A 22336-nucleotide genomic window follows, 5' to 3' on the forward strand; every position below is an offset into this window, starting at 1 on the left:
GGATCGGTTACCTTATCACCGTCGGGCTCCCGAACGCGCGAAACGTGACCGCGTCGCGTGTGCAGAAGCTTGATTGACACGACCGTCATCCATTGCTTGGCGGCCTTTCGGTTTCAGTTGGCCGGAGCGGAGCGATCGCTTTCTGAATGCTGGCGATAAGAACGTCGCGCTGCGCGGACAGGTCAGCCGGAGATTGCCCGTTTGCCTCCTGTCTAACGCCGGAAACGAGTGTCTCCGCCAGCGCCGGGTCCAGGTGCAGCACTCCCAGATCATCCCACCAGCGGTTAAAGCTCTCGGTGTAGCGTTCGCAGAATGCTGCGAGGCCGCCCTCACCCGCACCGAGGTGGAAAAGCATCGTTGGACCCATGGCCGCCCAGCGGAGTCCGGGACCGGCCCACATAGCCTTATCAACGTCCTCGACAGAGGCAACGCCCGTTTTGACGAGATGTATCGCCTCGCGCCAGACGGCGGCCTGCAGACGATTAGCGACATGGCCGGGGACCTCGCGATTGACGCGAATGGTAACTTTGCCGACAGCAGCGTAGAACCGCTCCGCGTCCTCGACTACGCCCTCGGCGGTCTGGTTATTACCCATGACCTCTACGAGCGGAATGAGATGCGGCGGGTTGAAGGGATGACCGAGTACGAAGTTTGACGGATTGCGCCAGCCTTTCTGCATCTCCGAAAGCATCAGCCCCGATGCAGAGGTAGCGACCACGGCGCCGGGTGCGAGATGTCTCTCGATTTCACCATATAGAGCGTGCTTAATCGCAAGCCTTTCGGGAACATTCTCTTGCACGAATGATACCCCTTCGACCGCTTCCGCTGCGGATTTGCAGAAGCGGACATGGTCGGGACTACCGCCTTTGACCAGCCCGATATCCTCGAGCGTTGGCCACGCCCGCTCGATGTAGCCCCGGACGCTTTTCTCCGTGTCTGGGGAGATATCATGGATCGCCACGTCTCGGCCGGACGCCAAGAATAAGGCTGTCCAGCTGGCACCGATGACTCCAGCCCCAAGGACGGCAGTGTTCTTAAATTCAATCATCAGAAGATCCTAGCTTGGGGCGGAAGAGAAGGCAGTCGTGCGAACAACTAATGGGCTAACGAAGACTGTCCGGTCCGTTGGACCAATCATGGGGAAGAATGGTTTTGGTGTCAAAACGCTACATGGTCACCGCCCTTGAGACCGAGACGCTGACGTGCTTCCTCAGGGGTTGCGATTGTTCTCCCGAGATTTTCGACAATGGACCTGATCTTGCGTACCTGTTCGGCGCTGGACTTAGCCTTTTGACCGGGTCCGATGTAGAGGCTGTCCTCCATGCCGACCCGTAGGTTTCCGCCAAGCAGCGCTGCTTGCGTTGTAAACGGAATCTGATGTCTTCCGGCGGCCAACACTGACCACTCGTAGTCTTTCCCGAAAAGCTTCTCGGCGATGGTGTGCATGTGCACGAGGTTGTCCAGATCGGGACCGACGCCACCCAGAATGCCAAAGACCATCTGCACAAAGAATGGAGGTTTGATCCAACCTTGGTCGATGATCCACGCCAGATTGTAGAGGTGACCCAGGTCGTAGCACTCAAACTCGAATTTCGTGCCGTGACCCTCCCCGAGTTCCCTGATCGTATATTCAATGTCGGCAAAGGTGTTCCGAAATATGAAGTCCCGGGTGGATTCAAGGAACCCGGGTTCCCAAGAGTGTTTCCAGTCTTTGTACTTCTGCATCATGGGGAAGATGCCAAAGTTCATCGAGCCAACATTGAGAGAGGCCATTTCCGGACTGGTCCTCGTGGCCGCCCGGAGACGCTCGTCTCGGGTCATTCCGAGGCCGCCCCCCGTTGAAACGTTCAGGACCGCATCGCAGGACTGCTTGATGCGCGGCAGGAACTCCATGAAGAGATCTGGGTTGGGATCAGGCTTTCCGTTTTCGGGGTTTCTGGCGTGGAGGTGGATGATTGCTGCGCCGGCCTCCGCAGCCTCAATACTCGCTTGAGCTATTTCAGAGGGAGTGATCGGCAGATACTCTGACATTGTTGGCGTATGAATGCCGCCCGTTGGCGCACATGTGATAATGACAGATTTAGACATTTATTGGAGCCTCTTGCAGTGCTTGAGCTAAATCGCCTCGATCAGGCTGGGCCTTAAGTTTCGTCATACGCTCGAAAGTCGGGCATAGAAAAATTGCTGGATTCTCGCCAACCTCAGCTTCGCGTCTATCTCGATTACAAATTGTACAAAGGTCGCCTTCAATTTAACAATTTCCGCCCTGGTTGCCGCCAATCGAGTTGATGGCACCCTCATGTCGGAGGAAACAATGTGAGATCATCAGCCCGCGCTGTCGGAACGTACGACCGTGTGGCGCAGGCAAGGTTATCGCGAGGCCCGATCAAACGGGAAACGTGCGAGGTCTTGCCTAAAGAATCCACCAGCGTTGGCATGCATAAGACGCGTGCGAGTTCCGCTACTGAACCCTAATGCCCAAGGGGGGTTGCGCCGGCAGCCAGCTTTGCTAGCAAGACGTGTAACCGCCATCCACCAGCAATATCGTTCCCGTCATGTAGCTCGCTGCGTCGCTCGCCAAGAAATGGACCGCCGAGGCAATTTCCTGAGGCTGGGCGAGCCGGCCGATAGGTGTCTGGTCACACCATGCCTTGATCACATCCTCTGGGTATTTGTCGGTCATCTCCGACCATACGAACCCCGGGGCAACTGCGTTTACGCGAACGCCGGATCTCGCCCATTCGCACGCAAGTGTCTTAGTAACCATATTTACGCCCGCCTTGCTCGCGTTGTAGGCGGTGACGACGGATTGCTGTCGGGTAGTAACCTCGCCGCACATGGAACTGATATTTACGATCGAACCCGAACCACGTTCGGCCATCAGCGAACCAAACGCTCGGCAGCAGTAGAACACACCATCCAAATTAACAGACATCACTACCCGCCAATCTTCATCAGAGGTTTGGCTGGTCGGAGCGGCACGAGACACGCCGGCATTGTTGACGAGAATATCTGGGCATTTAATCTTGCCGGCGAGATCGCGAATTGCCTGAGAGTCCGTGACATCTAGCTGATAAAATGCAGGCTTCGTGGAGAAGTGCTCTGAGGCTTCGGCTAGTCGATTTACGTCGGCATCAGTCAAAATAATCGTTGCGCCGGCCTGTTGTAAGGTAAGAGCGATCTGGAGACCGATCCCACGAGCTCCGCCGGTTACAAGAGCAGTGTTGCCGGTCAGGTTAAACTTATTGAGCATGGATCACCCAGATTGAAGCGGCATTTCCTCGATGTTGACATGCCAACGTTTACGTACCGACCCCACAAGCCGGACGCAGCCGTGAAGTTTTTCTGCGATAAGTGAAGGCCAGGATCGGCTCGGAAAGTTGTATCGCGCGGCTCACACTGCGAGGAGCCCTTTTGCTATCAAGCCAATCGCTTGACCTAAGGCCACCTAGCCACCCATATACAATCCCCCATTAACATGGAGGGCTGAACCCGTAACGTAACTCGATGCATCACTGCACAGGAAGGCGACGACGTTTGCCACTTCTTCGCCAGTCCCGAAACGCCCTAATGGCGTTCCGGAAAGCCACTTCTCCCCTTCCTGTCGAAGGAGTTCTTGAACCATTGGGGTGTCAATGGTCCCAGGCGATACGGCATTGACGCGAATGTTTGGAGCCAGCTCCCTTGCAAGCGACTTCGTGAATCCCAAGATCCCACCTTTGGACGTTCCGTAATGGACATGCCCGGATGACGATCCCTCGTGCGCTGCGGAAGACGCGATTGTTACGATCGATCCCCCTGATCGGATATGTGGAATAGACCGTCTGCAGATGAAAAAGACACCATCGAGATTAATGGCCATCGTACGACGCCATTGTTCGTCCGTCATAGTTGCGAGTGGTTGATCTTCATAAATCGCGGCTGCAGGTATGACGTGATCAATCTGTCCAAAGCGGGAGATACAGCCAGATACTACAGCATCTGCGTCGGATGAACTACTTGCCTCATAGCCTACGGCCAGTACCCTATCGCCTTGTGGGTCGAGCGATGACGCTAGTTTTGATACACTCTCTACATTGAAATCAGCGAGCACTAACCTCGCACCCGACTTATGCATTTTTCGAGCAATCGCACTTCCAATCCCGCCGGCCGCGCCAGTCAATATGATCACCCGATTCTGAAGGTCATTGTCAGTCACAAAGATTCTCCTGCAGCAGCTCAATTGCACTGTTAGAAACAATCGATACACAATCTGTTGATCTTACCGGTTTTGAAATTGGGCACCCAATACCGGCGTTCTGATCACTACCGTAGCAATCGAACGCCGAGTCACCATCGCGGACGCACGACAGTAGCAATGTCGACCCCCAATCTGCTATCATGGCTAAGACCGATTGTTTCTTCTGCTTCGCCTATTATGCGCGAAGCTGACGGATGGACGCGCTATCAGACTCTAAGCCGATCTGAAACCCTTCGTATCCATTGGCAGCCACCTCATCACAAAAGCTTTGGTAAGCGGGAATACCGCCAACGTACGGCATGAACACAGCCGGTTTCCCAGGGATATTGACGCCGAGGTACCACGACCTTGCTTTAGGATATAACGTACCCTCTGCTGCCTCGCGCACCCGATTCATCCAATTCTCTTCGGCTGCCGAAGTGGCTTCAATGTACTTTGCGCCCAAGCCGATCATATCCGCCAGGCAATCCGCAATCCATTTGACATTGTCTTCGATCGCAACAATGACGTTGGTCATCACAGATGGACTTCCGGGGCCTGTGACAATGAACAGGTTTGGAAAGCCCGATGTCATCAAACCCAAAAACGTATTAGGTCCATCTTTCCACTTTTCCCTCAGCGTAAGTCCCTGTCGCCCAACGATATCGATCTTGCTTAGGGCGCCGGTCATCGCGTCGAATCCTGTTGCCAAGACTAAAGTGTCGATCTCGTAGACGTCGGTACCAGTAACAACCCCTTCAGGTGAAATTGTTTCGATCGGATTCGTTCGTAGATCCACTAGGGTGACGTTAGATCGATTGAATGTCTCAAAGTACATTGTGTCAGCGCAGATACGCTTGCTCCCGATCGGATGATCGATAGGTGCTAATATGTCTGCGACTTTCGGATCTGCCACCACTTCGCGTATCTTGCCCCGCACAAATTCGGCAGCAGTGCTATTGGCCTCTTCGTTCATCAGAAGATCAGAGTAGGTTGACGCAAAGCCGGTTCCGCCAGCAGCCCATCGCCTTTCGTACTCTTTTAGGCGCTCCTCTGGAGAAACGGCCAAAGCTGACGGGGAAGCGGGATCATATAAGATGCCAGAAGATGTAGTGCGCGCCCTTGCGCGGCGTTCGGCATAATTTTCTTTCCAAAGATCTTCGTACTGGCTGTCCATCGGTTGGTTGCGTGCCGGAATGCTGAAGTTCGGCGTGCGCTGGAATACGTATAAGTGCTCGGCCTGCTTTGCGAGCTCCGGTACCACCTGTATGCCGGAAGAGCCGGTTCCGATAACGCCAACTTTTCGTCCAGACAGATCGACCCGCTCGTGCGGCCAATTGCCTGTGTGATGAATAGTCCCTGAGAACGTATCAAGACCAGCTATGGCAGGCGTTTGGGCCGCGGACAAACAACCTGTCGCCATCACGCACCATTTGGCACGGTAGCGCTTTCCCTGGTCCGTGGAGACTATCCATTCGGATTCGGTATCTTGGAAGACCGCACTCAAAACTTTCGTGTTAAAGACAATATCGCGGCGCAGCTCGAATTTGTCTGCTACGTGGTTCGCATATCTTAGTATCTCGCTTTGCGACGCGTATCGCTCTGTCCAATGCCACTCCTGTTGAAGTTCCTCAGAAAATGAATACGAGTACTGCATACTCTCAACATCGCAACACGCGCCAGGATACCGGTTCCAGAACCATGTTCCGCCGACGCCTGAAGCTGTTTCGAGGACGACGGCAGTAAGCCCAAGTCCGCGCGTCAAATGCAGCATATACATACCCGCAAACCCAGCGCCGACAATGATGACGTCAAAGTATTCGATTGCCCCATGGTCCGGGGACCCGCCCAAATTATAGATCTGTTGCACAAAGTACTCCTTCGACGTGTGCCTTCGCGATGCTTTAGTCATCTTTTCAGACGACGGGCGAGCTTACACCCGCCCGTGTAGAGAGTGGGCTTCTAGCCTTCACTGAGCCAGACTTTTCCGTAGTCGGCTTCATACGTCGGATGCATCCCGTGATTTTTCACGGCGGGAACCGAACTGTTATAAAGGGTGCGCCAGTACGGCTGAATGATAATGCCCGAGTCCCGCAGGATCGTTTCGATGTCCTTCATTACGACCTTACGTTTGTCGGCATCGGCAATCGAGAGCGCTTCGGCGACCTTGGCGTCGAGATCGGGGTTGGAGTATGCGGTTTCATTCCACGCCTCGCCGGTGCGGTAAGCTAGAGCGATCACCTGGATACCGAGCGGACGCATATTCCAATCAGACGTGGAAAAGGGATACTTCGTCCATTCATTCCAGAAGGTTGAACCCGGCAGAACCGTGCGTTTGATCTTGATGCCGGCCTCGCGCAACTGTGCCGCGATCGCATCACCAGTATTCTTGATCCAGTCCTCGTCGACAGTAATGAGTTCGTGCTCGAAATCTGCTTGTCCGGCTTCCGCCATCATAGCCTTGGCTTTAACCGGGTCACGAGCAATCTTCGGGATTTCAACGTATTCAGGGTGGATTGGGCTGACATGGTGGTTTTCTGCTGGGGTACCCGCATTTCCATATCCAAGCTGCAGGACCACGGCGTTATCAACCGCCAACTGCAATGCGTTACGCACCCTCTGGTCATCGTAAGGTTTATGCATCACATTGGTGCGTGCTACGACCGTCGCAGCAGTCGCGACTTGAGAAGTAACCAAACCCATCCCTTCGAGTACTTTGACGTAGTCAGCAAAGGTCTGATAATTGGTGTGGACTTCTCCAGCCTCGAACGCGGAAATCATTGCCGAAGGATCCGCTCCGTAGTCGATTAATTCGACACCGTCGAGGTAGATGTCGCCGTTCCACCACTTTCCATCCTCGCGCTTCTTATAAACTACCTTCTGACCGATATCCCACGAAACCAGTTGAAAAGGTCCAGTCCCAATCGGATTCCTGATCAAGTCCTTTCCCGTTTCCTCAAATGAGCGGTGAACGATAAGGGCCGGATAATCCGCAATGCCAGGTATCAAAGCGATGTCCGATCTCGGAAGCTTGAGCTTAACGGTCATGTCGTCGATCTTCTCGATCGAGCCTTCTCGTAGCTTGCCTGTCTTGTCGTCGATAAGCACGCCGATACGGCCTGGCATGGAGTTGCCCTCAACGGACTTGTCAGCCCAGCGCGTAAAATTGAAAATAACGTCGTCGGCATTTAGAGTATCACCGTTATGCCATACAACGTTAGGTCGGATATGGAGCGTGTATTCGGTCGCGTTATCGTTAACCTCCCAACTCTCAAGTAGGTAAGGCTGGAAGGTGTAATCGCGAGTATACTTAATTAACGGCTCCAGCATCTGACGTTCGGCATTTCCGGTCTCGGACGAACTGGCGGCCCGCGGATCTTGGGCGTCCTTGACGAACATGGCTACCTTCAGGACCCCACCGGCCTTCGGTGTTTCTTCCGCGAAGGCCTTGGCCGGATCTGCCAGTCCCACTAGCCCATACGCCATGGCGGTGGAGGCACCGAAAACGCTTGCCATGGCCAGGAATTCACGCCGGTCAACTTTGCCGGCCTTGGCCTGTTTTCCCATCCTAAGAATATGTTCGGGAACCCGGTCGCCGTTACTTTTGAAGACGGTCATTGCTTTCTCCCATTTACATTTTTGTTTCAACGAATTCATTTGCTCAGTCGAAACGGCGATATGCGTTCCGTTACAAGCCGTCTGTGGGGTCGCTAGAAATGTCCGGTCCGCGCGATCGCCTTTCCAAACTTTCAATCCCAACTACAAAACTCGTGCGTATGTGCGACGAACCACCCAAATGCATTCTTCGAACTGCGCAAACGCATAGCAGGAGCGACGAAGTGAGCCCGGAAGCCGCTCAAACGGCGATGTTCTTTTCGACTGTCCGCTTGGCGTCAGAGCACACGCTTGTCACGTCTATGTCATCTGTCTGAGCAAAGAGAGGCTAACATGTCCGCGGAGCCGAACTTGACCGATTCGGCCACTTTTTAGATAAAAAGTGACGCCATGTCCCGTTCGGTGCCGGTACAGAAGCGCTCTCACCGCTCCGGGCAGAGTTCCTTTCATAGGCACTGTGTTGTTAGGGAATGCCGTGCAACGACCGCGTCGGAGCACAACGCGGGTGCGCCCGGCATTCAGCGCCGAATGGTGTGTTCTGGTTTTAAGGGGATAAGCCCTCCCGTGAGGCTACCTCCTAGAGCGCCGCACAGTTTCTGCCGAGGGGCTCCGCCACCGGTTTGCCTTTGACTGCGCGTCGCCGAGCCTAGTTCGATGGTCAGTTCGGTCGTCCCCGGGAGGTTGATCTTCATCGATCAGACCGGGCATCCACGAAGGTGGCGCGCTTGCGAGGCCGGGCGGCACACGGCGAGCGCTGCCGCTCCACAGTTCCTCACGGGCACAGGAAGACGACCACATCACGCCGCCTGCGGCTTACGGCATGGCCGCACCGATGCTGCTGGACGGTCCCATGAACGGTTTCGCGTTCCTGGCCTCTGCCGAGCAGGTCCTACGCACCCGAGCTTCGCCCCGGCGACCGTAGTCAGGGAAACCTGCCAGCCCACAGAATCAGCGGCGTGCGCGAGGCGATCAAGAAGGTTGGCGCGCGGCTGTTGTTTCTGCCGCCCTATTTCGCCAGACCTCAACCCGTGTATGGATGGCTCCTGCGGGTCAAGTGGTCAGATCGGGTTTAGCTAACGGTCGGTCGCGGCGATGTATACGGCGTCTGATTTGCAGTGAGATCGCTGCGTGCCCTGATGAATGTCCGCTTGGAGAACAGATCCCACTTAATCGAGCGCTTTCGAGGCGCTTCGGTTGATCGGGGTGTCCTGGTTCTTGTCCGTTTGTTTGCCATCACCTCAGTTTGCCTTGCCCATTTTTCTGGTCGGTACCAGCAGCTTTCTGGCCCAGCGCAACCATTCTTGCTTTTCTTGTGCCGACTGCCACTCAAGCTGACGTATTGTGCAAATCATCCATTCGAGACGGTTCGATCCTGCCGAGGCGCCTGCACCAGGCTGGCGTACGCAGCTACCCCCTCGACCTGTTGGCGATTATTGAATTGCCGACGCAAGCGTTCGTTCCATAAGCTGCAGCTACCTGCGGCTCGACGCCTTTGATCGCACATAGCGTGCTGTCGGCCCGTGGCTCCGGCTTCGCATTCAACGCTTTCCACCAAGACATCACGCTCAAGCTCAACGGATCACGATGTGAGGTCGAGCACCAGCCGATCGAAACGTGCCAGCAGCATGAGACCGTCTCTAGTGCGAGGTTGCCTCAAGTAACCACGAGGTCTTGCGCAGCAGCTGGTCGCCGATGTGGTCGATAACAAAGAACATCAAGTCCAAACGAAATGCGCCGGAAACCACTCAGCTCAATTTTATCTTCTTGGTTCCGACGCCTGACTATATACTATCAATTCTAACCTGCTGCAGTCACGGTCCCGAAGTTGGGGTTCGGAAGCTTCTTTGTACGGCCACCGTCAATGACATGTACCTGCCCGGTGACGAAGGCGCTCTCGTCAGAACCAAGCCATACGGCAAGATTGCCGACATCCCGCGGGTCGCCTAAACGTCCTACCGGATGCATGGTAAGCAGTTCCCTGCGGACGCGTGCGCTGTCAGCCATGCTGTCTAGGTAAATGTTGGTAAGATCAGAGTTGATCCAGCCCGGCGCAATAGCATTGCACCGGATACCCTCGTGCCCGTGGTCCACGGCGACTGCCGCGGTGAAACCGTGAATGCCCGCCTTCGAAGCGGAATAGGCTGGGTGCTTTGGATTTGATGCTAGCCCTTCAACCGAGCCAATATTGACAATGCTTCCACCACCCCGTTTCCGAAGATGAGGGATTGCTGACTTCGTGAGCAGGAACGGTGCCTTTAGGTTAATATCCATCATCTCGTCCCACTCGGCCTCGGTCATCTCTTCGACAGTCTTCTCGAACATAATGCCGGCATTGTTGACGAGGATGTCCAGTCCGCCAAACCTCTCTATAACGGTCTGGATGGCCGCAGCGATGTCTTGAGAGTTGGAAAGATCCGCTTTGACGTAGATCACCTGGTCGTTGAGGATCGTCTCGGGCGGCGAGTTCCGCTGCACAATAGCAATTCTCGCCCCCTCTTCCGCAAAGCGCTGCGTTATACCTTCTCCGATGCCACGCCCGCCGCCGGTGACTATTGCGATTTTGCCTGCAAGTCTGTCAGTCATGCGATATCCTCAATAGACTGGGTTTGCGCCCTTCACTCGGATGCTGGTCCTCGCGGTGTAGCGACCAGCGCGAGCTTAAAAAAATACACGGCCATCGGCCAAGCAGAACCGTCGCTGCTAAGCATCGCGATTATTCGACGTGCAAGAGCCTGACGGGCAGATTTGTCCTGAGTAAAATCTGCCCTTCTCTCCTTAAGGCAGCGTGTGCCATTTGCCCTACGCTTATGAGTGGATAGATGTAATTCTATCTAAGACGACTCCAGCCGTTAAACTCGTTGGAACCCGATTGGAGTTCCAACAGTCAAAAAGATTGGTCTTAAACCTCGCAGAGCATTGCACTTATTTTGCCATGTAACGTATGTTTTCGGAAGCGCCTGGCGTGGGGTTCGCAGGAAATGATTATCGTGGCAATCGCATGCATACGCTGTTGACCTGATCTCCGCTCCGGCATCGAAGTGCCATAGTGTGGCCGCCGCAATCACATGAGGAAGAGCCGTCCATGGATGGTAGCGGTGTCGCGCTAGCGGGCTTTGATCGGATGGTCGCCGCAGTGTGTCTCGGCAAAGTTGGGCGGTTGCGACACGGGAGGGGTATCGCGCTTCGCTCGCAACAGCCGCTACTGCCAGCAGCTCATCGAGATTTGCCGCGTCGTCGATACGTGCCGATCGACCAGGAGACGGTCTACGTACCGCACCAGGGCAATGACCCGCTGCTGCTGGGATTGAAGGGCAGTCTCGAGGAGTATGAGCTCGATCTGCTGCGTAGCCAGACGTAGAAACTGCTTGGTTTGAGGCGCAGCCAACCAACGGCACATCGTCCGAACAGTGAACTGATGACGATGCTCAGCAACGAACGCGTATCTCACTTTGCATCTTTGGAGAAATATGTGGTGCTTTTTAGGATGTCGCGCTCTTTGGTGACGCGTGCCAGTTCCTACCATAGACGACGTATCTCGCAGCCTGGGCGCGCCATCGGTCGAACCAGATGGCTTAGAGAACTCCTTCTTCCACGCGTAGGACGGGTGCTGGCTTATCCCGAGCCGCTTCGACCCCTCCGCAGAAGAATAACCCCGCTCTGTAATCTGCACGACCCGCATCGCGCTTGAGATCGTCACTGAAATTGCCTGCCCCCATCATGGCCTCCTTGTCTAAAAATTAGGGAAGAAGGCGTCTACAAATCTAGGGGGCAGTCCACTCGCCTATCATCACTGTCCACGAAACCGGCAGCAGGCCACACCGGCGAAAGAGAATCTGGACTGTCATATCAGTCATTTGCCATCAGCCGCCGCCATGTCTTATCATGCTGTAACGATGGGTGGGTTGGCTCGCCTTTCTCATCCTGTGCTATCCGAAGCTCTTCGTTAGTCCACTTAGTATGGCGTGAAACCCAATGAATGTGGCAGAACTCTATGTAAGTCGATCTCTGAAGAGGTATGTTGATCAATGCCGTCATCCCGAGACGCGCTAACAATACTGATTATCGTTACGCAGAGTTGCAATCTAGCAGCCACCATGGCTTTTATAGACCCTTTTCGTGCTGCAAACTATTTGGAGGGCGAAACTCTGTTCCAATGGAAGATGGCTTCGTCGAAGGGCGGCGCTTGCCTGGCGAGCAACGGGGTTTCCTTTGAAACGCTTCCGCTCAAGAATGTGCTGCAAGAGTTTTTTGACATCGTCGTGGTGTCATCAAGCTGGACCCCGGAAACCGTGGCAACGCCGGACTTGTTGGCGGCCCTCAGAAGATGGGCGAGGGCCGGTAGTCTAATGGCTGGTCTCGATACTGGAGCATTCATACTTGCTGAAGCAGGTCTGCTTGTGGGCAAGCGCGCCACCGTTCACTACGAACACCTAAGCGCATTTCAGGAACTGAATGCTGATGTCGAAGTCAGTGAGGACATCGTCGTACGAGACGGCAACCGCTTCACGTGCAGTGGTGGCATAGCCAGTTGCGACATGGCGCTCCACATAATTGATGCAGCCTATGGAAGTCCGTTGGCGAAAACTGCTGCCTATTACATATTCCATCCGGGACTGAGGCAGGCGGGAGTATCTCAAAATCCCGGCAATATAGAGGCCGTGGTGAGAAAGGCGCCAGAAGCGGTCCGACGGGCCATTTCAATTATGGAGAACCATGTAGAGGATTGCATTTCAATACCTGAAATTTCCTCCCAAGTGGGGATATCTCCTCGTCAACTCCACAGGCTGTTTGAACGTGACGTCGGCAAATCTCCTGCGCTTTACTATCGGGACGTCCGACTTGATCGCGCGCGGGGCTTTGTAACGCAAACTGACATGTTGCTTTACGAAATAGCAATTGCCTGCGGCTTTAGAAGTCAAGTGCATTTCAGCCGAGCCTATCGAGCGAGATTTGGTATCCAACCAAGTGCAGATCGCGTTGAGGGACGCATACCATTCGAGTTTCGAGCATGGCCCCTGCATCGAAGAAAGGGTAAGCGGCTGGCAGAAGACATTCCTTAACTTCGGCCTTTAAAGGGAAAATGGTTAAGTTCGCCGATGGCACTAAAACCGACGGTCGTAGGTTCTGTACCTATTGCAACCCTAAATGACGGAGTGGACTGAGCGCTGTGCGGCCCATGCTCTATTGGGGCATGGCAAGCTCGGGGACCGGTCGACAAAGGCTGCCTCCGGTTTACCAATCCTGTCGCTTTGGGTCGACCAATCCGTTGCCGACCTAAGCGGGTTGACCAACAAAGGACCCTACGAGGGACCCAAATCCAATCACTTAATGCCAATCCAGCAATCCAGAATAAACTGTCACTGAGGCCATTGGTAAACTCGGTCTTAGGATCGGAAACCGCTACTACTCTCCTGTTTTCAATCGCATAGGCCACCCACCAGCGACTCAAAGCGACAGGATTGGTAAACCCCCGTGAAATGTCAAATATTCCCGGACGTCACATCACACATAATGCATCTTATGCAACACGAATGTAGCAAATAGTGAACGCTGATACGTGCCACTGTTGGTCTCGGCTGCACAGGGCATCGGGATCGCTGCCCCACATATCGGCATCCTGAAGCGGCTGGTCGATCGGGTTGTCGCTGGCAGCGGGGCTCCGGACCTACGTTAATCCTGCAATCCTTTGGGCGTCCGTTGAAATGATCCGGCACACGGAGGGCAGTGTCTCGATGCCTGGCCTCACGGAGAACATCGAACGACATCCCCGCGTCCGCGTGAACTATCAGGATCTGATATGAGAAACTGGTGCGCGTCTGATAATCTGCTGCGAGGTCAGGACCGCAGTCAGATCCGGCGCGTTGACCCAGGTCGAAGACGATCGAGCTCGTCGTCAACGACTGCACGCACGACATCGATATCCATTTCCGCTCCCGGTGCGATGCGCGCGATCTCAGCGGCAACCTTCGCCCAATGAAATGCCTCGCCGGCGTCGCCGCGGGCTCGAGACCTGGCAATGAGCCGTTGCGCTTCATAATATGCCGCCCGTTCATCGCGAGCGACGAGTGCGCGCATCCTGCTGCCATCGCCCCCGGATCATGCGCCGCTTTGCTGCCCATCGCTTCAATGCCCCAGCAACATCATGCCCTTCCATTCTGCGCCGCCGATCCGCCGCGTCACGGGATGGATGCCCGAAGGGTGAGACCCGCCTCGCGGGGCTTCAGCTTCGCCGACAGCCCCGGTCCCGACAGGGAGACGCCCCCTCACGAAAGATCTTTCGATCTGGCGTAACTTTAGGCATGTGCAACGCGTACGAACAGCACGTGAAGTGGGTGGAATACTACAAGATGATGCAGGCTTTGGAGCTTGGCATCCCCACGCAGCAGAGCGAGCTTGACCTTCCCGAAAGCGACGATGTCCGGATCAACGACATGGCGCCGGTCATGCGTGCTGCCGGCAATAATATCGAACTGGTCTCGATGAATTTCAGCTTTCCGCCTTCGGGACCCAAGGGCGGCCCGGTCTTCAATTTTCGGTCGGAAGGAAGAAGTTTTGCCAACAGCAACCGGTGTCTCATTCCGGCATCGGGATTTTTCGAGTTCACTGGCAAGAAATATCCGAAGACCAAGCATCGCTTCACGCTGAACGGACAGCCCTTCCTCGCCATCGCGGGAATCTGGCGTGAGGGTCAGGGCAACCACCCCGCGTCATTCACAATGCTGACAACCTCGCCTGGGCCTGACATCGCGCCCTACCACGATCGCCAGGTTGTCGTGCTGCGACCAGTGGATTGGTCGGCATGGATCAATCTCACCAAGCCGGAGTCCGAGCTGCTCAAGCCTCTTCCGGCCGGCTCGCTGAACGAAGAGACGGTTCGACAAGGAAGCGACTGAGCATGGTGGAGATAACAGTCCGGGATGCGCTTCCTGCAGACGTTCCGTTCCTGCGTGACGCACTCGCCAAGCTCAATGATGAAATGGAGACACGTTCCGGCGCCGCCGGCTTTCGCGCGGAAGGATTTCCGGGCCTCAACATCGAGGGGTACCTTCAGCGCGACAGTTTTCTCATCGCGGCTGCGGGCGAGGAGCCGCGCGGTTTCCTGTCGATCTATCTCCCATACCCGGCACCGGACAGATCATTGGTTCGGCCCCGACAGATGGCAATGATCAATACGGCCTATGTCTTGCCGACGTATCGTCGCCAAGGCATTGCCTCCCTGCTTCTCGCGTCGACCGAGGCCAAATGCCGTGCATGGGGTGCGACCGGCATCCACCTTGGCTTCATCGAGGGGAATGTTGCGGCGGAGGCCTACACAGGAAGGCCGGATATGTGACGACGAGGCGGTCCATGCTGCGATCTCTGGACTGAGCGGAGCCGCTATCGGACGTGCGGCACAGGTAACGCTTTCGCACATGCGATATGCAATTTGTGCATTGCAATATCTGCGGCGATCGATATGATCCTGTTGTCGGCCATCTACTCCTCCCAGATGCGATGCCGGCGCTGAATGCGGTGCACCTCCTCCCGCGCTGCATTTCAAATCAAGCCCGCTGCCACCTCCTCCCGGCAGCGGGCTTTTTCCTTGTATGAGGGGCAATTTCGGCGTCCATGGCCGACGCATTGCCGTCTAGGCGAGGCGAATGCTCCGGACTTCAAGGCCTTTCTTGCCTGGCCCGCATTCCATAAACACCTTCTGTCCCTCCACCAGCACGCTGAGCCCTGAGCGGGTCAGCGCGGTGGCATGAACGAAGACGTCCTTCTCACCATTATCGGGTGCAATGAAGCCGAAGCCTTTTTCGGGATTGTACCACTTGACCGTGCCCTCGCTCTTCAGCTGCGCACCCGTCTCGTCGGTGGACGCTCCAGCGAGGCGCATATGTGCCGGAGTTTTCGTGATCTGATCGCCGATCTCCAGCACTTGTGCGACCTGATGACCCCTTGGACTTTCTTCCACCGTGATCTTGAGAAGCGTCCCCTCGGAAACCCTGCGGCTTCCGGCCGCTTCCAACACTCGGATGTGCAGATAGGCCTCCGTGCCGTCCGACAGTTTGACGAAGCCAAAACCCTTGCTGGCGTTGAACCACAATATCTCGGCGTCGACAGGGTCTGCGGTCACGGTCGCGGGCCGCTGAAAGTAGCTCGGTTCGGAAGTCCGTTCCGAAAAGGAAACCGGGTCATCGTCATACCGACGCCTACGTGGCTCGCGTTGGTCTCTATACTTGCCCATGATCGTCTCGACTGACATGGCGCGCGCACTGCGCTAGCTGTTCAGGATAATCTCCATCGGGCGACGCGTTTGTGTCAAATGGCCTGCGACTGAAAAAAGACGCCAACAATGCCTATATCAGCGATGAACCCAAATTCAGGAGGTCAGAGACCATGACGACCGAACGCGCAGTGCTTGCCGGCGGCTGCTTCTGGGTATGCAGGATCTGATCCGCCGCTATCCCGGCGTGATTTCCACCCGCGTCGGCTATTCCGGCGGCGAGGTGCCCAACGCCACTTATCGCAATCATGGCAGCCACGCCGAGGCGATCGAGATCGAGTTCGATCCAGACACCATCAGCTATCGCGATCTGCTGGAATTCTTCTTCCAGATCCATGATCCGACGACGCGCAACCGCCAAGGCAACGATGTCGGCGCGAGCTATCGCTCGGCGATCTTCTACGCAAATGATGAGCAGAAGCGTATCGCGGAAGACACCATAGCCGACGTGGACGCCTCGGGCCTCTGGCCGGGCAAAGTCGTGACCGAAGTGACGCCGGTCAGCGATTTCTGGGAAGCCGAGCCCGAGCACCAGGATTATCTCGAGCGCTATCCCAACGGCTACACCTGTCATTTCCCGAGACCGAACTGGAAGCTTCCGAAGCGGCGGGAAATTCGCCGCGCGGGGTAGGCCGCCGCACTTTACAATTCCCTCTCGGCCAGTTGGGGTCAGAACAAGAGCTGCTCAAAATCGTACGCTAAGGTCGAACGGAGTATGAACATCATGCCGCCCGTCGGATTGGTGCTGGCAAGCGAAGCGATCTGAAGCCTTCGGGCATCTGGTGCTCAGAATCCCAAGTGTAGATGCCTGTGAGGTTGATGTGTTCCCAACTGAGCGGCGAGACGTGTTTGAGCAGCTCTTGTTCTGACCCCTATCCGTAAAGCCAGTGGAGAGCCACACCTTCACACCGCTCGGGACCGGGATCATCGCCGCTCCAGCACATCCAGGATGCGGCCCAAGGCCTCCGTGTCGATGTCGCTCTCCACACGAATGCGCCTGCCGCGGCCAAGCTCAATCGTCACCGTGCTCGTCTTCTTGCGAGGTAGCGGCGGCGATTTGGTTTCCGCGGCCTCAGGCCCCGGCAGTGCCCCGACAACCTTCACCGGCATGAACTGCGGCACGACGGCGCGGAGATCTGGCAGAGCTCTTTGCGCCAAAGGAACAACTGACCGGCATGAATGCCGGCCGATCGTGCAATCTCGGAAACACTGGCCCCAGGCTCAAACGTCGCCGCGACCAGCCGCTCCTTCTCTTCCCGAGACCAGCGCCGACGCCGCTCGACCGACGTGATCACTTCAATCTGATGCTTCGTCACAGGGCTACTCCTAGTGCTTGCACTGGGACTCGCAGCCTTCAGCCTACCTCAGCAAGGCGGCCGTGGCCGTGGGGATACCGTGTTTCAGCCAGATGTGGAATTGCAGGATGGAAATCTCATCCTCCGAGGCTACCGCCTCTCCGGCAGTTTTCGTCGCTGCCCGTTTTGCCCTTTTCAAATCCGCCGGCCCCGTCGAAATTCAACGATTGACGACATACGTCGTTCCAGCCCGCCCCACAATTCCTCATGCTCCCCCAGAAAGGACATTGCATGGCGGAAGTTCTGGTCCACGCTTTCAAGGAAGCCATCAGAATTAGACTTCATCATTTCCCTTTCAAAGATTAATAGCCAAGTGCGCGGTCTCCTCGCTTTTGAGCGGCCGGCGAGCACTGTTGCATGTGTTCAAGTCGCATACGACCTGTTGCGGGACAGGCCGAGATCGAAAGTGGACTAAGCGTCGTTTACGCGACCGAGGCTACGTTCACTGGATGACGCTTCAAAATGTCGCGCAGAACTCGAAGAACGCTGTGTAGTTCGGTGGGATTTTTCGGAGCGCCCAGACATATGCGAACTGCACCAGGCTCAGCCTCTCTCACCGCCGAAGCGATCGGGGGAGTTACAAGAATCCCACGAGCCCGCGCAGCGGACACAAATTGATCTGAGGACCACTCGCGGGGCAGAGGCAACCAGCCATAAAACGCTGGGCTCGGAATCCTCGCAACGTTAGGGAAGACTTCCAGCAAAAGGCGGTAACGTTCCAGGGCATCACGCCGGCGCTCCTGCAGAAGTTCATCCAGCTTCCCGCTACCAATCAGGCGCACGACGGCCTCGCCAAGCATTGGAGCGACAAACCAGGCCGAGGCATGCAGAAGAAGCTCGATTTGCGCCATATAGGATGCGGGGACCGTTAAAGTTCCGAGCCGGAAACCGGGAGCGATGCATTTAGAATATGACGTGATGTAGAAGGTGCGGTTTGGCACCAGGGATGCAAGCGGAAGCGGACGTTCAGGGAAGAAAAACCCATAGACGTCATCTTCAATCACAGCCAGATCGAACTCGTCTGCTAACTCGGCGATCTGGCGTCGCCGGGCAGGCGTCATTGTGCGGGCAGTGGGACTGTGCAACGTCGGCATGCAGTAAAGTACTCGTGCCTTAGTCTCTTGGCAGGCCTGTCTCAGGGCGTCTGGAATCATACCCTGGTCGTCCATCTCCACTGGCACCAAGGTCAGGTGGCTAGCCGCCGCAACTGCTTTGAAGCCAGAATAGGTAAGTTCGTCGACCAAAATGCTATCGCCCGGCCTAGCGACCAAGCGCAAAGCCATATCAATGGCATGCTGGGCTCCATTACACAAAAACAATCGCGATGGTTCGGTATTGAAAGAGTCGTCAGATAGTGAGGCGGCGATGATCTCACGGTGCTTCCATATGCCCGCGTGCGGGTGGTAACGAAGTAAAGGAGCGAAATCATCCTCGCGGATCACGTCGCCTAGTAGCGCCGACAGGACCTTTGTTTCCTTACCCTCCGCGGGCACATTCAATGCTAAATTCGTGGGCTCGTGTCTTGGCACAGTTTCCGATCGGATACCTGCCCGCTTGCGCACGAAGGTGCCCTGCCCGACGTGACCGCTAACGACACCGCGCTGTTCGGCCTCCTGGTAAGCCTTGCTGACCGTACCAACAGAAAGACCAAGCTCTCGTGCCAGGTCACGATGAGCTGGCAAACGGTCGCCTTCCGACAGCAAACCGTCTGCGATGTCCTCCTCTAACGCATTAACTAGTGCAAGATAGCGCGGGCCCTCAGCGGAGAGCAGCCGCGGCCGCCAGCCTGATAACGTTTCGTCCAAGGTCATGTCACGCGCCTTTTCCTATTTTCTCATCCCCTACGATACATGAAGATGACCAACATATTTTTTTACGGTGTAAGATTCCAAACCTTCGACACCGCCCTCTCGACCCCAGCCACTATCGCCGATGCCGCCGAACGGAGTCTCTGGGATCGTTACCACCATCTGGTTGATGCCGATTACGCCGACCTCCATAGCCTCCGAGATACGATTAGCAGTCGCCGCGGAGCGGGTGAAGGCGTATCCAGCCAGACCATAAGGCAATGCATTCGCTCGCGCGAGCCCCTGTTCTATATCATCAACAGATTGAACCAACGCAAGTGGCCCAAACGGCTCCTCGGTCATTGCCCTCGCATGATCAGGAATGTCCGCCAGGATCGTCGGCATGTACATTAGGCCCGAAGCGTTGATGCGCTCGCCCCCCGTAATTAGTCGCGCCTGATGGGACAAGGCGTCCCCGATGAGATCGTCCATGGCTGCGACACGGCGGGTGTTGGCCACTGGTCCCACGGTTGTGCCCGATTGCAAGCCGTCGCCCACGACCTGTTTCTGTACGAAGGCCCGCGCATGTTCCAGATACTCTTCGTAAATTGGACGCTCTACAAAAAATCGGGTCGGCGACGTGCAGACCTGACCGGTGTTTCGAAGTTTGATAGCCATCGAAAGTTCTGCTGCACGCTGAACATCAGCATCCTTTGCGACAATCACGGGTGCATGACCGCCAAGTTCCATGGTAGCAAGGGTCAAGGTCTCTCCGGCAAGCCGGGCGAGGTGGCGCCCAACCGGTGTGGATCCAGTAAAGGAGATTTTGCGGATGATCGGCGACCGAATGAGATACTCAGATACTTCAGCCGGTACCCCAAACACAACGTTAAGCACGCCTTTGGGCAAGCCAGCATCGGTAAGAGCCCGTGCTATTTCAAGGGTGGTGCCCGGCGTTTCTTCGGCCGGCTTGATAATGCAGGTGCAACCAGCGGCGAGAGCAGGCGCGATCTTGCGCGCTGGCGTCACTGCTGGAAAGTTCCAAGGGGTAAAGCAGGCAACTGGACCAACAGGCTCCTGTGTCACAGTTTGACGCATATCGGCTAGTCGCGCAGGAATGACACGGCCATAGCTGCGTCTACCCTCTTCTGCGAACCAGTCAAAGTATTCCGCCGCAGCTGTTATCTCGCCGTTGGCCTCAGCCAGCGTCTTCCCTTCTTCCAGCGTTAGCACAGTCGCAATGTGGTCAAGACGCTCGCGCATCAGGTCAGCGGCGCGGCGCAAAATTTGCGCCCGTTCGAAGGGCGAGGTTCGCTTCCAGCTCTCAAAGGCGCGGCTTGCAGCCGCAAGAGCGCGATCAAGCTCGGGCTTGCCTGCGTGCGGCAATGTACCGAGCGGCTGTTCCGTAGCAGGATTGAGAACGGTTTCGCTTCCAGCTTTGGTTTCCTCGATCCATTCGCCGTCGATGAGGAGTGCAAGTTTCGTATACATATCTATTCCTTAGACAAGGTAGGAGACGCTCAAATGCTAGTAAGCGAGAGCGTTCTTGATCGGCTTTTGGTACTGCGTACACAAACCTCTTTAAGGTTTGGCCCAGCGCGCAAGACCAGCGTCGGAGATGATCTTTGCAATGGTTGCTTTCTGTTCATCTGCCAAGGGCAGCAGCGGAAGTCGTGGACCGCCGGCGCCTCGGCCAAGCTGACCCATGGTCTCTTTGATGGCCGCGTAATACGCGCCGGACTGGAAGCAACGGTAGAAAGCAAAGACATCGCGCCCGAGCTCATCTACCACCTTATCACCGGTGAGCGCCTTGTCCCAATAGTCGCGGATCAGGGGGCCAGCGATCTGGTGTGCCATGGCGACCACGCCATGAGCGCCAACGGCACGAGCCGGAACGATCATGGTTTCATAGCCAACGAATACCCGAAGTTTGTTACCCACGCGTTGTACGAGCTCGCTGACTTGGGTAATCACACCCGAACTGTCCTTGATTGCCACCACGGTGGGCAGAGCGGAAAGCTGCTCAACGAGAGCCGGCGTGATGTCGATGCCAGCCCGGCGCGGGCTATTGTAGAGCATCAGCGGGAGCGACGTGTTGCGAGAAATGTACTCGAAGAAGGCTACGATTTCACGCGGGCTCGGCATGGCATAGATAGGCGGCAGAATCATTCCACCGGCGCAGCCCGCTGCGACAGCAGACTGGCACGCTTCCAGTACATCTTCGACGCGCAGATCGGCGACGCCCGCCAGAACAGGCACGCGGCCAGCCACAAGGTCGACCGTAACCTTGTAGAGATGCGCGCGCTCCGCTTTGGTGAGAGCATAGAACTCGCCGGTGCTACCAGCCGCCACCACGCCCTGCGCGCCGTTGGCGATGGCATCGTCAACGAGTTCTTTGTAACGCGTTTCATTGATGGAGCCATCTGCTCCAAAGGGAGTCACGAGAACGGGAAAGATACCGCTCCAATTTACGTTGGTCATAATCCATTATCCTTTGTTAGAAGATATCGTTGAGGGTTCAGATGCTGGCGCGGCCAGCGGGCCGAGAAGGCGAGCTGTTCCGTAAAGTGTCCGACGAACGCGGCAAGCCTCCAATTACTGTCTGACAGCAAGAGTTCACGCGGGTCGCCGCTAGCGGCGACGGCCCATGAAAATCACCCCAATCGGCCAGTTCGTAGGCCAATCCGATCTCATGCGTGACGATAACCATGGTCGTGCCTTCAGCGGCAAGTTGCCGGATTGCAGCGAGCACCTCGCCAACGAGTTCCGGATCCAGGGCCGATATAGGCTTGTCGAACAGTATGATAGTCGGCTGCATGGCACACGGGCAATCGCTACTCGCTGCTGCTGGCGTTCAATGTAGCCGCCCCAATTGCAACTTCGACCATAGCGCTGATAAGACGGTTCAATGGGTCCCCTCGCTGTATTGGAATATATCATTCACTCATTGCACTATATCATTTAGGCAGAATGGTGCAAGGTTAATCTTTTGCTCTTTCTTAACGGTCGACTATGTCAGCGCTCGGATCTTGGCAGGCACGATTGCATTTCAGGCGCGTTGGGAACCGGTCGCGGATGTGGTTAAGCTACCCCC

At 56.0% G+C, this 22336-nt stretch carries 18 protein-coding genes and 4 pseudogenes; 7 read left to right on the forward strand and 15 right to left on the reverse strand.

Annotation, left to right across the window (positions count from 1 at the left end; all coding sequences use genetic code 11):
- Positions 1-85: 85 nt before the first annotated feature.
- From NKH36_RS24655 to NKH36_RS24680, 6 genes are all read right to left on the reverse strand, one after another.
- The gene (locus NKH36_RS24655) at positions 86-1048 is read right to left on the reverse strand and encodes a 3-hydroxyacyl-CoA dehydrogenase NAD-binding domain-containing protein (RefSeq protein WP_352958891.1); all 963 of its coding nucleotides are present in this window, start codon (positions 1046-1048) and stop codon (positions 86-88) included.
- 110 nt (positions 1049-1158) lie between these two features.
- The gene (gene kce / locus NKH36_RS24660) at positions 1159-2088 is read right to left on the reverse strand and encodes a 3,5-dioxohexanoate:acetyl-CoA acetone transferase (protein WP_352958890.1); all 930 of its coding nucleotides are present in this window, start codon (positions 2086-2088) and stop codon (positions 1159-1161) included.
- A 421-nt stretch (positions 2089-2509) separates the two neighbouring features.
- On the reverse strand, positions 2510-3253 hold the full coding sequence (locus NKH36_RS24665) for an SDR family NAD(P)-dependent oxidoreductase (RefSeq protein WP_352958889.1): 744 nt from the start codon (positions 3251-3253) through the stop codon (positions 2510-2512).
- 195 nt (positions 3254-3448) lie between these two features.
- Entirely contained in the window at positions 3449-4198 is a 750-nt protein-coding gene (locus tag NKH36_RS24670; RefSeq protein WP_352958888.1) for an SDR family NAD(P)-dependent oxidoreductase, read from the reverse strand.
- A gap of 217 nt (positions 4199-4415) precedes the next feature.
- Positions 4416-6089, reverse strand: a complete 1674-nt coding sequence (locus NKH36_RS24675) for a flavin-containing monooxygenase (protein ID WP_352958887.1) — start codon at positions 6087-6089, stop codon at positions 4416-4418.
- Between the two features lie 92 nt (positions 6090-6181).
- Entirely contained in the window at positions 6182-7837 is a 1656-nt protein-coding gene (locus NKH36_RS24680) for an ABC transporter substrate-binding protein (protein ID WP_352958886.1), read from the reverse strand.
- A gap of 669 nt (positions 7838-8506) precedes the next feature.
- Here NKH36_RS24680 and NKH36_RS24685 point away from each other — a divergent pair.
- A pseudogene (locus NKH36_RS24685) lies at positions 8507-8863 on the forward strand (transposase); the annotation flags it as partial.
- Between the two features lie 768 nt (positions 8864-9631).
- On the opposite strand, the gene NKH36_RS24690 reads toward NKH36_RS24685, so the two are convergent.
- Entirely contained in the window at positions 9632-10417 is a 786-nt protein-coding gene (locus NKH36_RS24690) for an SDR family NAD(P)-dependent oxidoreductase (RefSeq protein WP_352958885.1), read from the reverse strand.
- 640 nt (positions 10418-11057) lie between these two features.
- On the opposite strand from NKH36_RS24690, the gene NKH36_RS24695 reads away from it, so the two are divergent.
- Positions 11058-11192 (forward strand): hypothetical protein, encoded by a 135-nt coding sequence (locus NKH36_RS24695; RefSeq protein WP_352958907.1) that lies wholly within the window; start codon positions 11058-11060, stop codon positions 11190-11192.
- Here NKH36_RS24695 and NKH36_RS24700 read toward each other — a convergent pair.
- Positions 11174-11553, reverse strand: a pseudogene (locus NKH36_RS24700) (transposase); the annotation flags it as partial. The gene NKH36_RS24695 and the pseudogene NKH36_RS24700 sit on opposite strands and share 19 nt — an antisense overlap.
- Positions 11554-11928: 375 nt before the next feature.
- Here NKH36_RS24700 and NKH36_RS24705 point away from each other — a divergent pair.
- The 4 genes from NKH36_RS24705 to NKH36_RS24720 all read left to right on the forward strand — a co-directional run bounded on the left by NKH36_RS24705 (position 11929) and on the right by NKH36_RS24720 (position 15167).
- On the forward strand, positions 11929-12894 hold the full coding sequence (locus NKH36_RS24705) for a GlxA family transcriptional regulator (protein WP_352958884.1): 966 nt from the start codon (positions 11929-11931) through the stop codon (positions 12892-12894).
- Positions 12895-13536: 642 nt separating this feature from the next.
- A complete protein-coding gene (locus NKH36_RS34905; protein WP_502912107.1) occupies positions 13537-13635 on the forward strand; it encodes a peptide deformylase in 99 nt (32 codons plus the stop codon).
- Between the two features lie 498 nt (positions 13636-14133).
- On the forward strand, positions 14134-14727 hold the full coding sequence (locus NKH36_RS24715; protein ID WP_352958904.1) for an SOS response-associated peptidase: 594 nt from the start codon (positions 14134-14136) through the stop codon (positions 14725-14727).
- A gap of 2 nt (positions 14728-14729) precedes the next feature.
- A complete protein-coding gene (locus NKH36_RS24720; RefSeq protein ID WP_352958883.1) occupies positions 14730-15167 on the forward strand; it encodes a GNAT family N-acetyltransferase in 438 nt (145 codons plus the stop codon).
- A gap of 294 nt (positions 15168-15461) precedes the next feature.
- On the opposite strand, the gene NKH36_RS24725 is transcribed toward NKH36_RS24720, so the two are convergent.
- Positions 15462-15950 (reverse strand): cold-shock protein, encoded by a 489-nt coding sequence (locus NKH36_RS24725; RefSeq protein ID WP_352958881.1) that lies wholly within the window; start codon positions 15948-15950, stop codon positions 15462-15464.
- 263 nt (positions 15951-16213) lie between these two features.
- On the opposite strand from NKH36_RS24725, the pseudogene msrA reads away from it, so the two are divergent.
- Positions 16214-16731: pseudogene (gene msrA / locus NKH36_RS24730) on the forward strand (peptide-methionine (S)-S-oxide reductase MsrA).
- A 293-nt stretch (positions 16732-17024) separates the two neighbouring features.
- Here msrA and NKH36_RS24735 read toward each other — a convergent pair.
- The 6 genes and pseudogenes from NKH36_RS24735 to NKH36_RS24760 form a co-directional block, all read right to left on the reverse strand.
- Complete coding sequence (locus NKH36_RS24735; RefSeq protein ID WP_352958880.1) at positions 17025-17210, reverse strand: hypothetical protein; 186 nt, start codon at positions 17208-17210, stop codon at positions 17025-17027.
- Complete coding sequence (locus tag NKH36_RS24740) at positions 17201-17416, reverse strand: transposase (RefSeq protein WP_352958878.1); 216 nt, start codon at positions 17414-17416, stop codon at positions 17201-17203. The genes NKH36_RS24735 and NKH36_RS24740 overlap by 10 nt, the downstream gene beginning before the upstream one ends.
- A 461-nt stretch (positions 17417-17877) precedes the next feature.
- The gene (locus NKH36_RS24745; protein ID WP_352958877.1) at positions 17878-19266 is read right to left on the reverse strand and encodes an aminotransferase-like domain-containing protein; all 1389 of its coding nucleotides are present in this window, start codon (positions 19264-19266) and stop codon (positions 17878-17880) included.
- A 30-nt stretch (positions 19267-19296) separates the two neighbouring features.
- Positions 19297-20733, reverse strand: a complete 1437-nt coding sequence (locus tag NKH36_RS24750) for an NAD-dependent succinate-semialdehyde dehydrogenase (RefSeq protein WP_352958875.1) — start codon at positions 20731-20733, stop codon at positions 19297-19299.
- A 90-nt stretch (positions 20734-20823) separates the two neighbouring features.
- Positions 20824-21723, reverse strand: coding sequence for a dihydrodipicolinate synthase family protein (locus NKH36_RS24755; RefSeq protein ID WP_352958873.1), 900 nt, complete (start codon positions 21721-21723; stop codon positions 20824-20826).
- Positions 21724-21729: 6 nt separating this feature from the next.
- Positions 21730-22092, reverse strand: a pseudogene (locus NKH36_RS24760) (ATP-binding cassette domain-containing protein); the annotation flags it as partial.
- Between the last annotated feature and the right edge of the window lie 244 nt (positions 22093-22336).

Source organism: Mesorhizobium sp. M1312 (genome assembly GCF_040318115.1).
In the GTDB taxonomy this organism is placed as follows: domain Bacteria; phylum Pseudomonadota; class Alphaproteobacteria; order Rhizobiales; family Rhizobiaceae; genus Mesorhizobium.

Excerpts from the sequence above, each read along its gene's own strand:
- NKH36_RS24655 (WP_352958891.1), bottom strand. The coding sequence starts at position 1,048 with ATGATTGAATTTAAGAACACTGCCGTCCTTGGGGCTGGAGTCATCGGT.
- kce (WP_352958890.1), bottom strand. The coding sequence starts at position 2,088 with ATGTCTAAATCTGTCATTATCACATGTGCGCCAACGGGCGGCATTCAT.
- NKH36_RS24665 (WP_352958889.1), bottom strand. The coding sequence starts at position 3,253 with ATGCTCAATAAGTTTAACCTGACCGGCAACACTGCTCTTGTAACCGGC.
- NKH36_RS24680 (WP_352958886.1), bottom strand. The coding sequence starts at position 7,837 with ATGACCGTCTTCAAAAGTAACGGCGACCGGGTTCCCGAACATATTCTT.
- NKH36_RS24690 (WP_352958885.1), bottom strand. The coding sequence starts at position 10,417 with ATGACTGACAGACTTGCAGGCAAAATCGCAATAGTCACCGGCGGCGGG.
- NKH36_RS24705 (WP_352958884.1), top strand. The coding sequence starts at position 11,929 with ATGGCTTTTATAGACCCTTTTCGTGCTGCAAACTATTTGGAGGGCGAA.
- NKH36_RS34905 (WP_502912107.1), top strand. The coding sequence starts at position 13,537 with ATGATCCGGCACACGGAGGGCAGTGTCTCGATGCCTGGCCTCACGGAG.
- NKH36_RS24715 (WP_352958904.1), top strand. The coding sequence starts at position 14,134 with ATGTGCAACGCGTACGAACAGCACGTGAAGTGGGTGGAATACTACAAG.
- NKH36_RS24720 (WP_352958883.1), top strand. The coding sequence starts at position 14,730 with ATGGTGGAGATAACAGTCCGGGATGCGCTTCCTGCAGACGTTCCGTTC.
- NKH36_RS24735 (WP_352958880.1), bottom strand. The coding sequence starts at position 17,210 with ATGCCGGTGAAGGTTGTCGGGGCACTGCCGGGGCCTGAGGCCGCGGAA.
- NKH36_RS24745 (WP_352958877.1), bottom strand. The coding sequence starts at position 19,266 with ATGACCTTGGACGAAACGTTATCAGGCTGGCGGCCGCGGCTGCTCTCC.
- NKH36_RS24750 (WP_352958875.1), bottom strand. The coding sequence starts at position 20,733 with ATGTATACGAAACTTGCACTCCTCATCGACGGCGAATGGATCGAGGAA.
- NKH36_RS24755 (WP_352958873.1), bottom strand. The coding sequence starts at position 21,723 with ATGACCAACGTAAATTGGAGCGGTATCTTTCCCGTTCTCGTGACTCCC.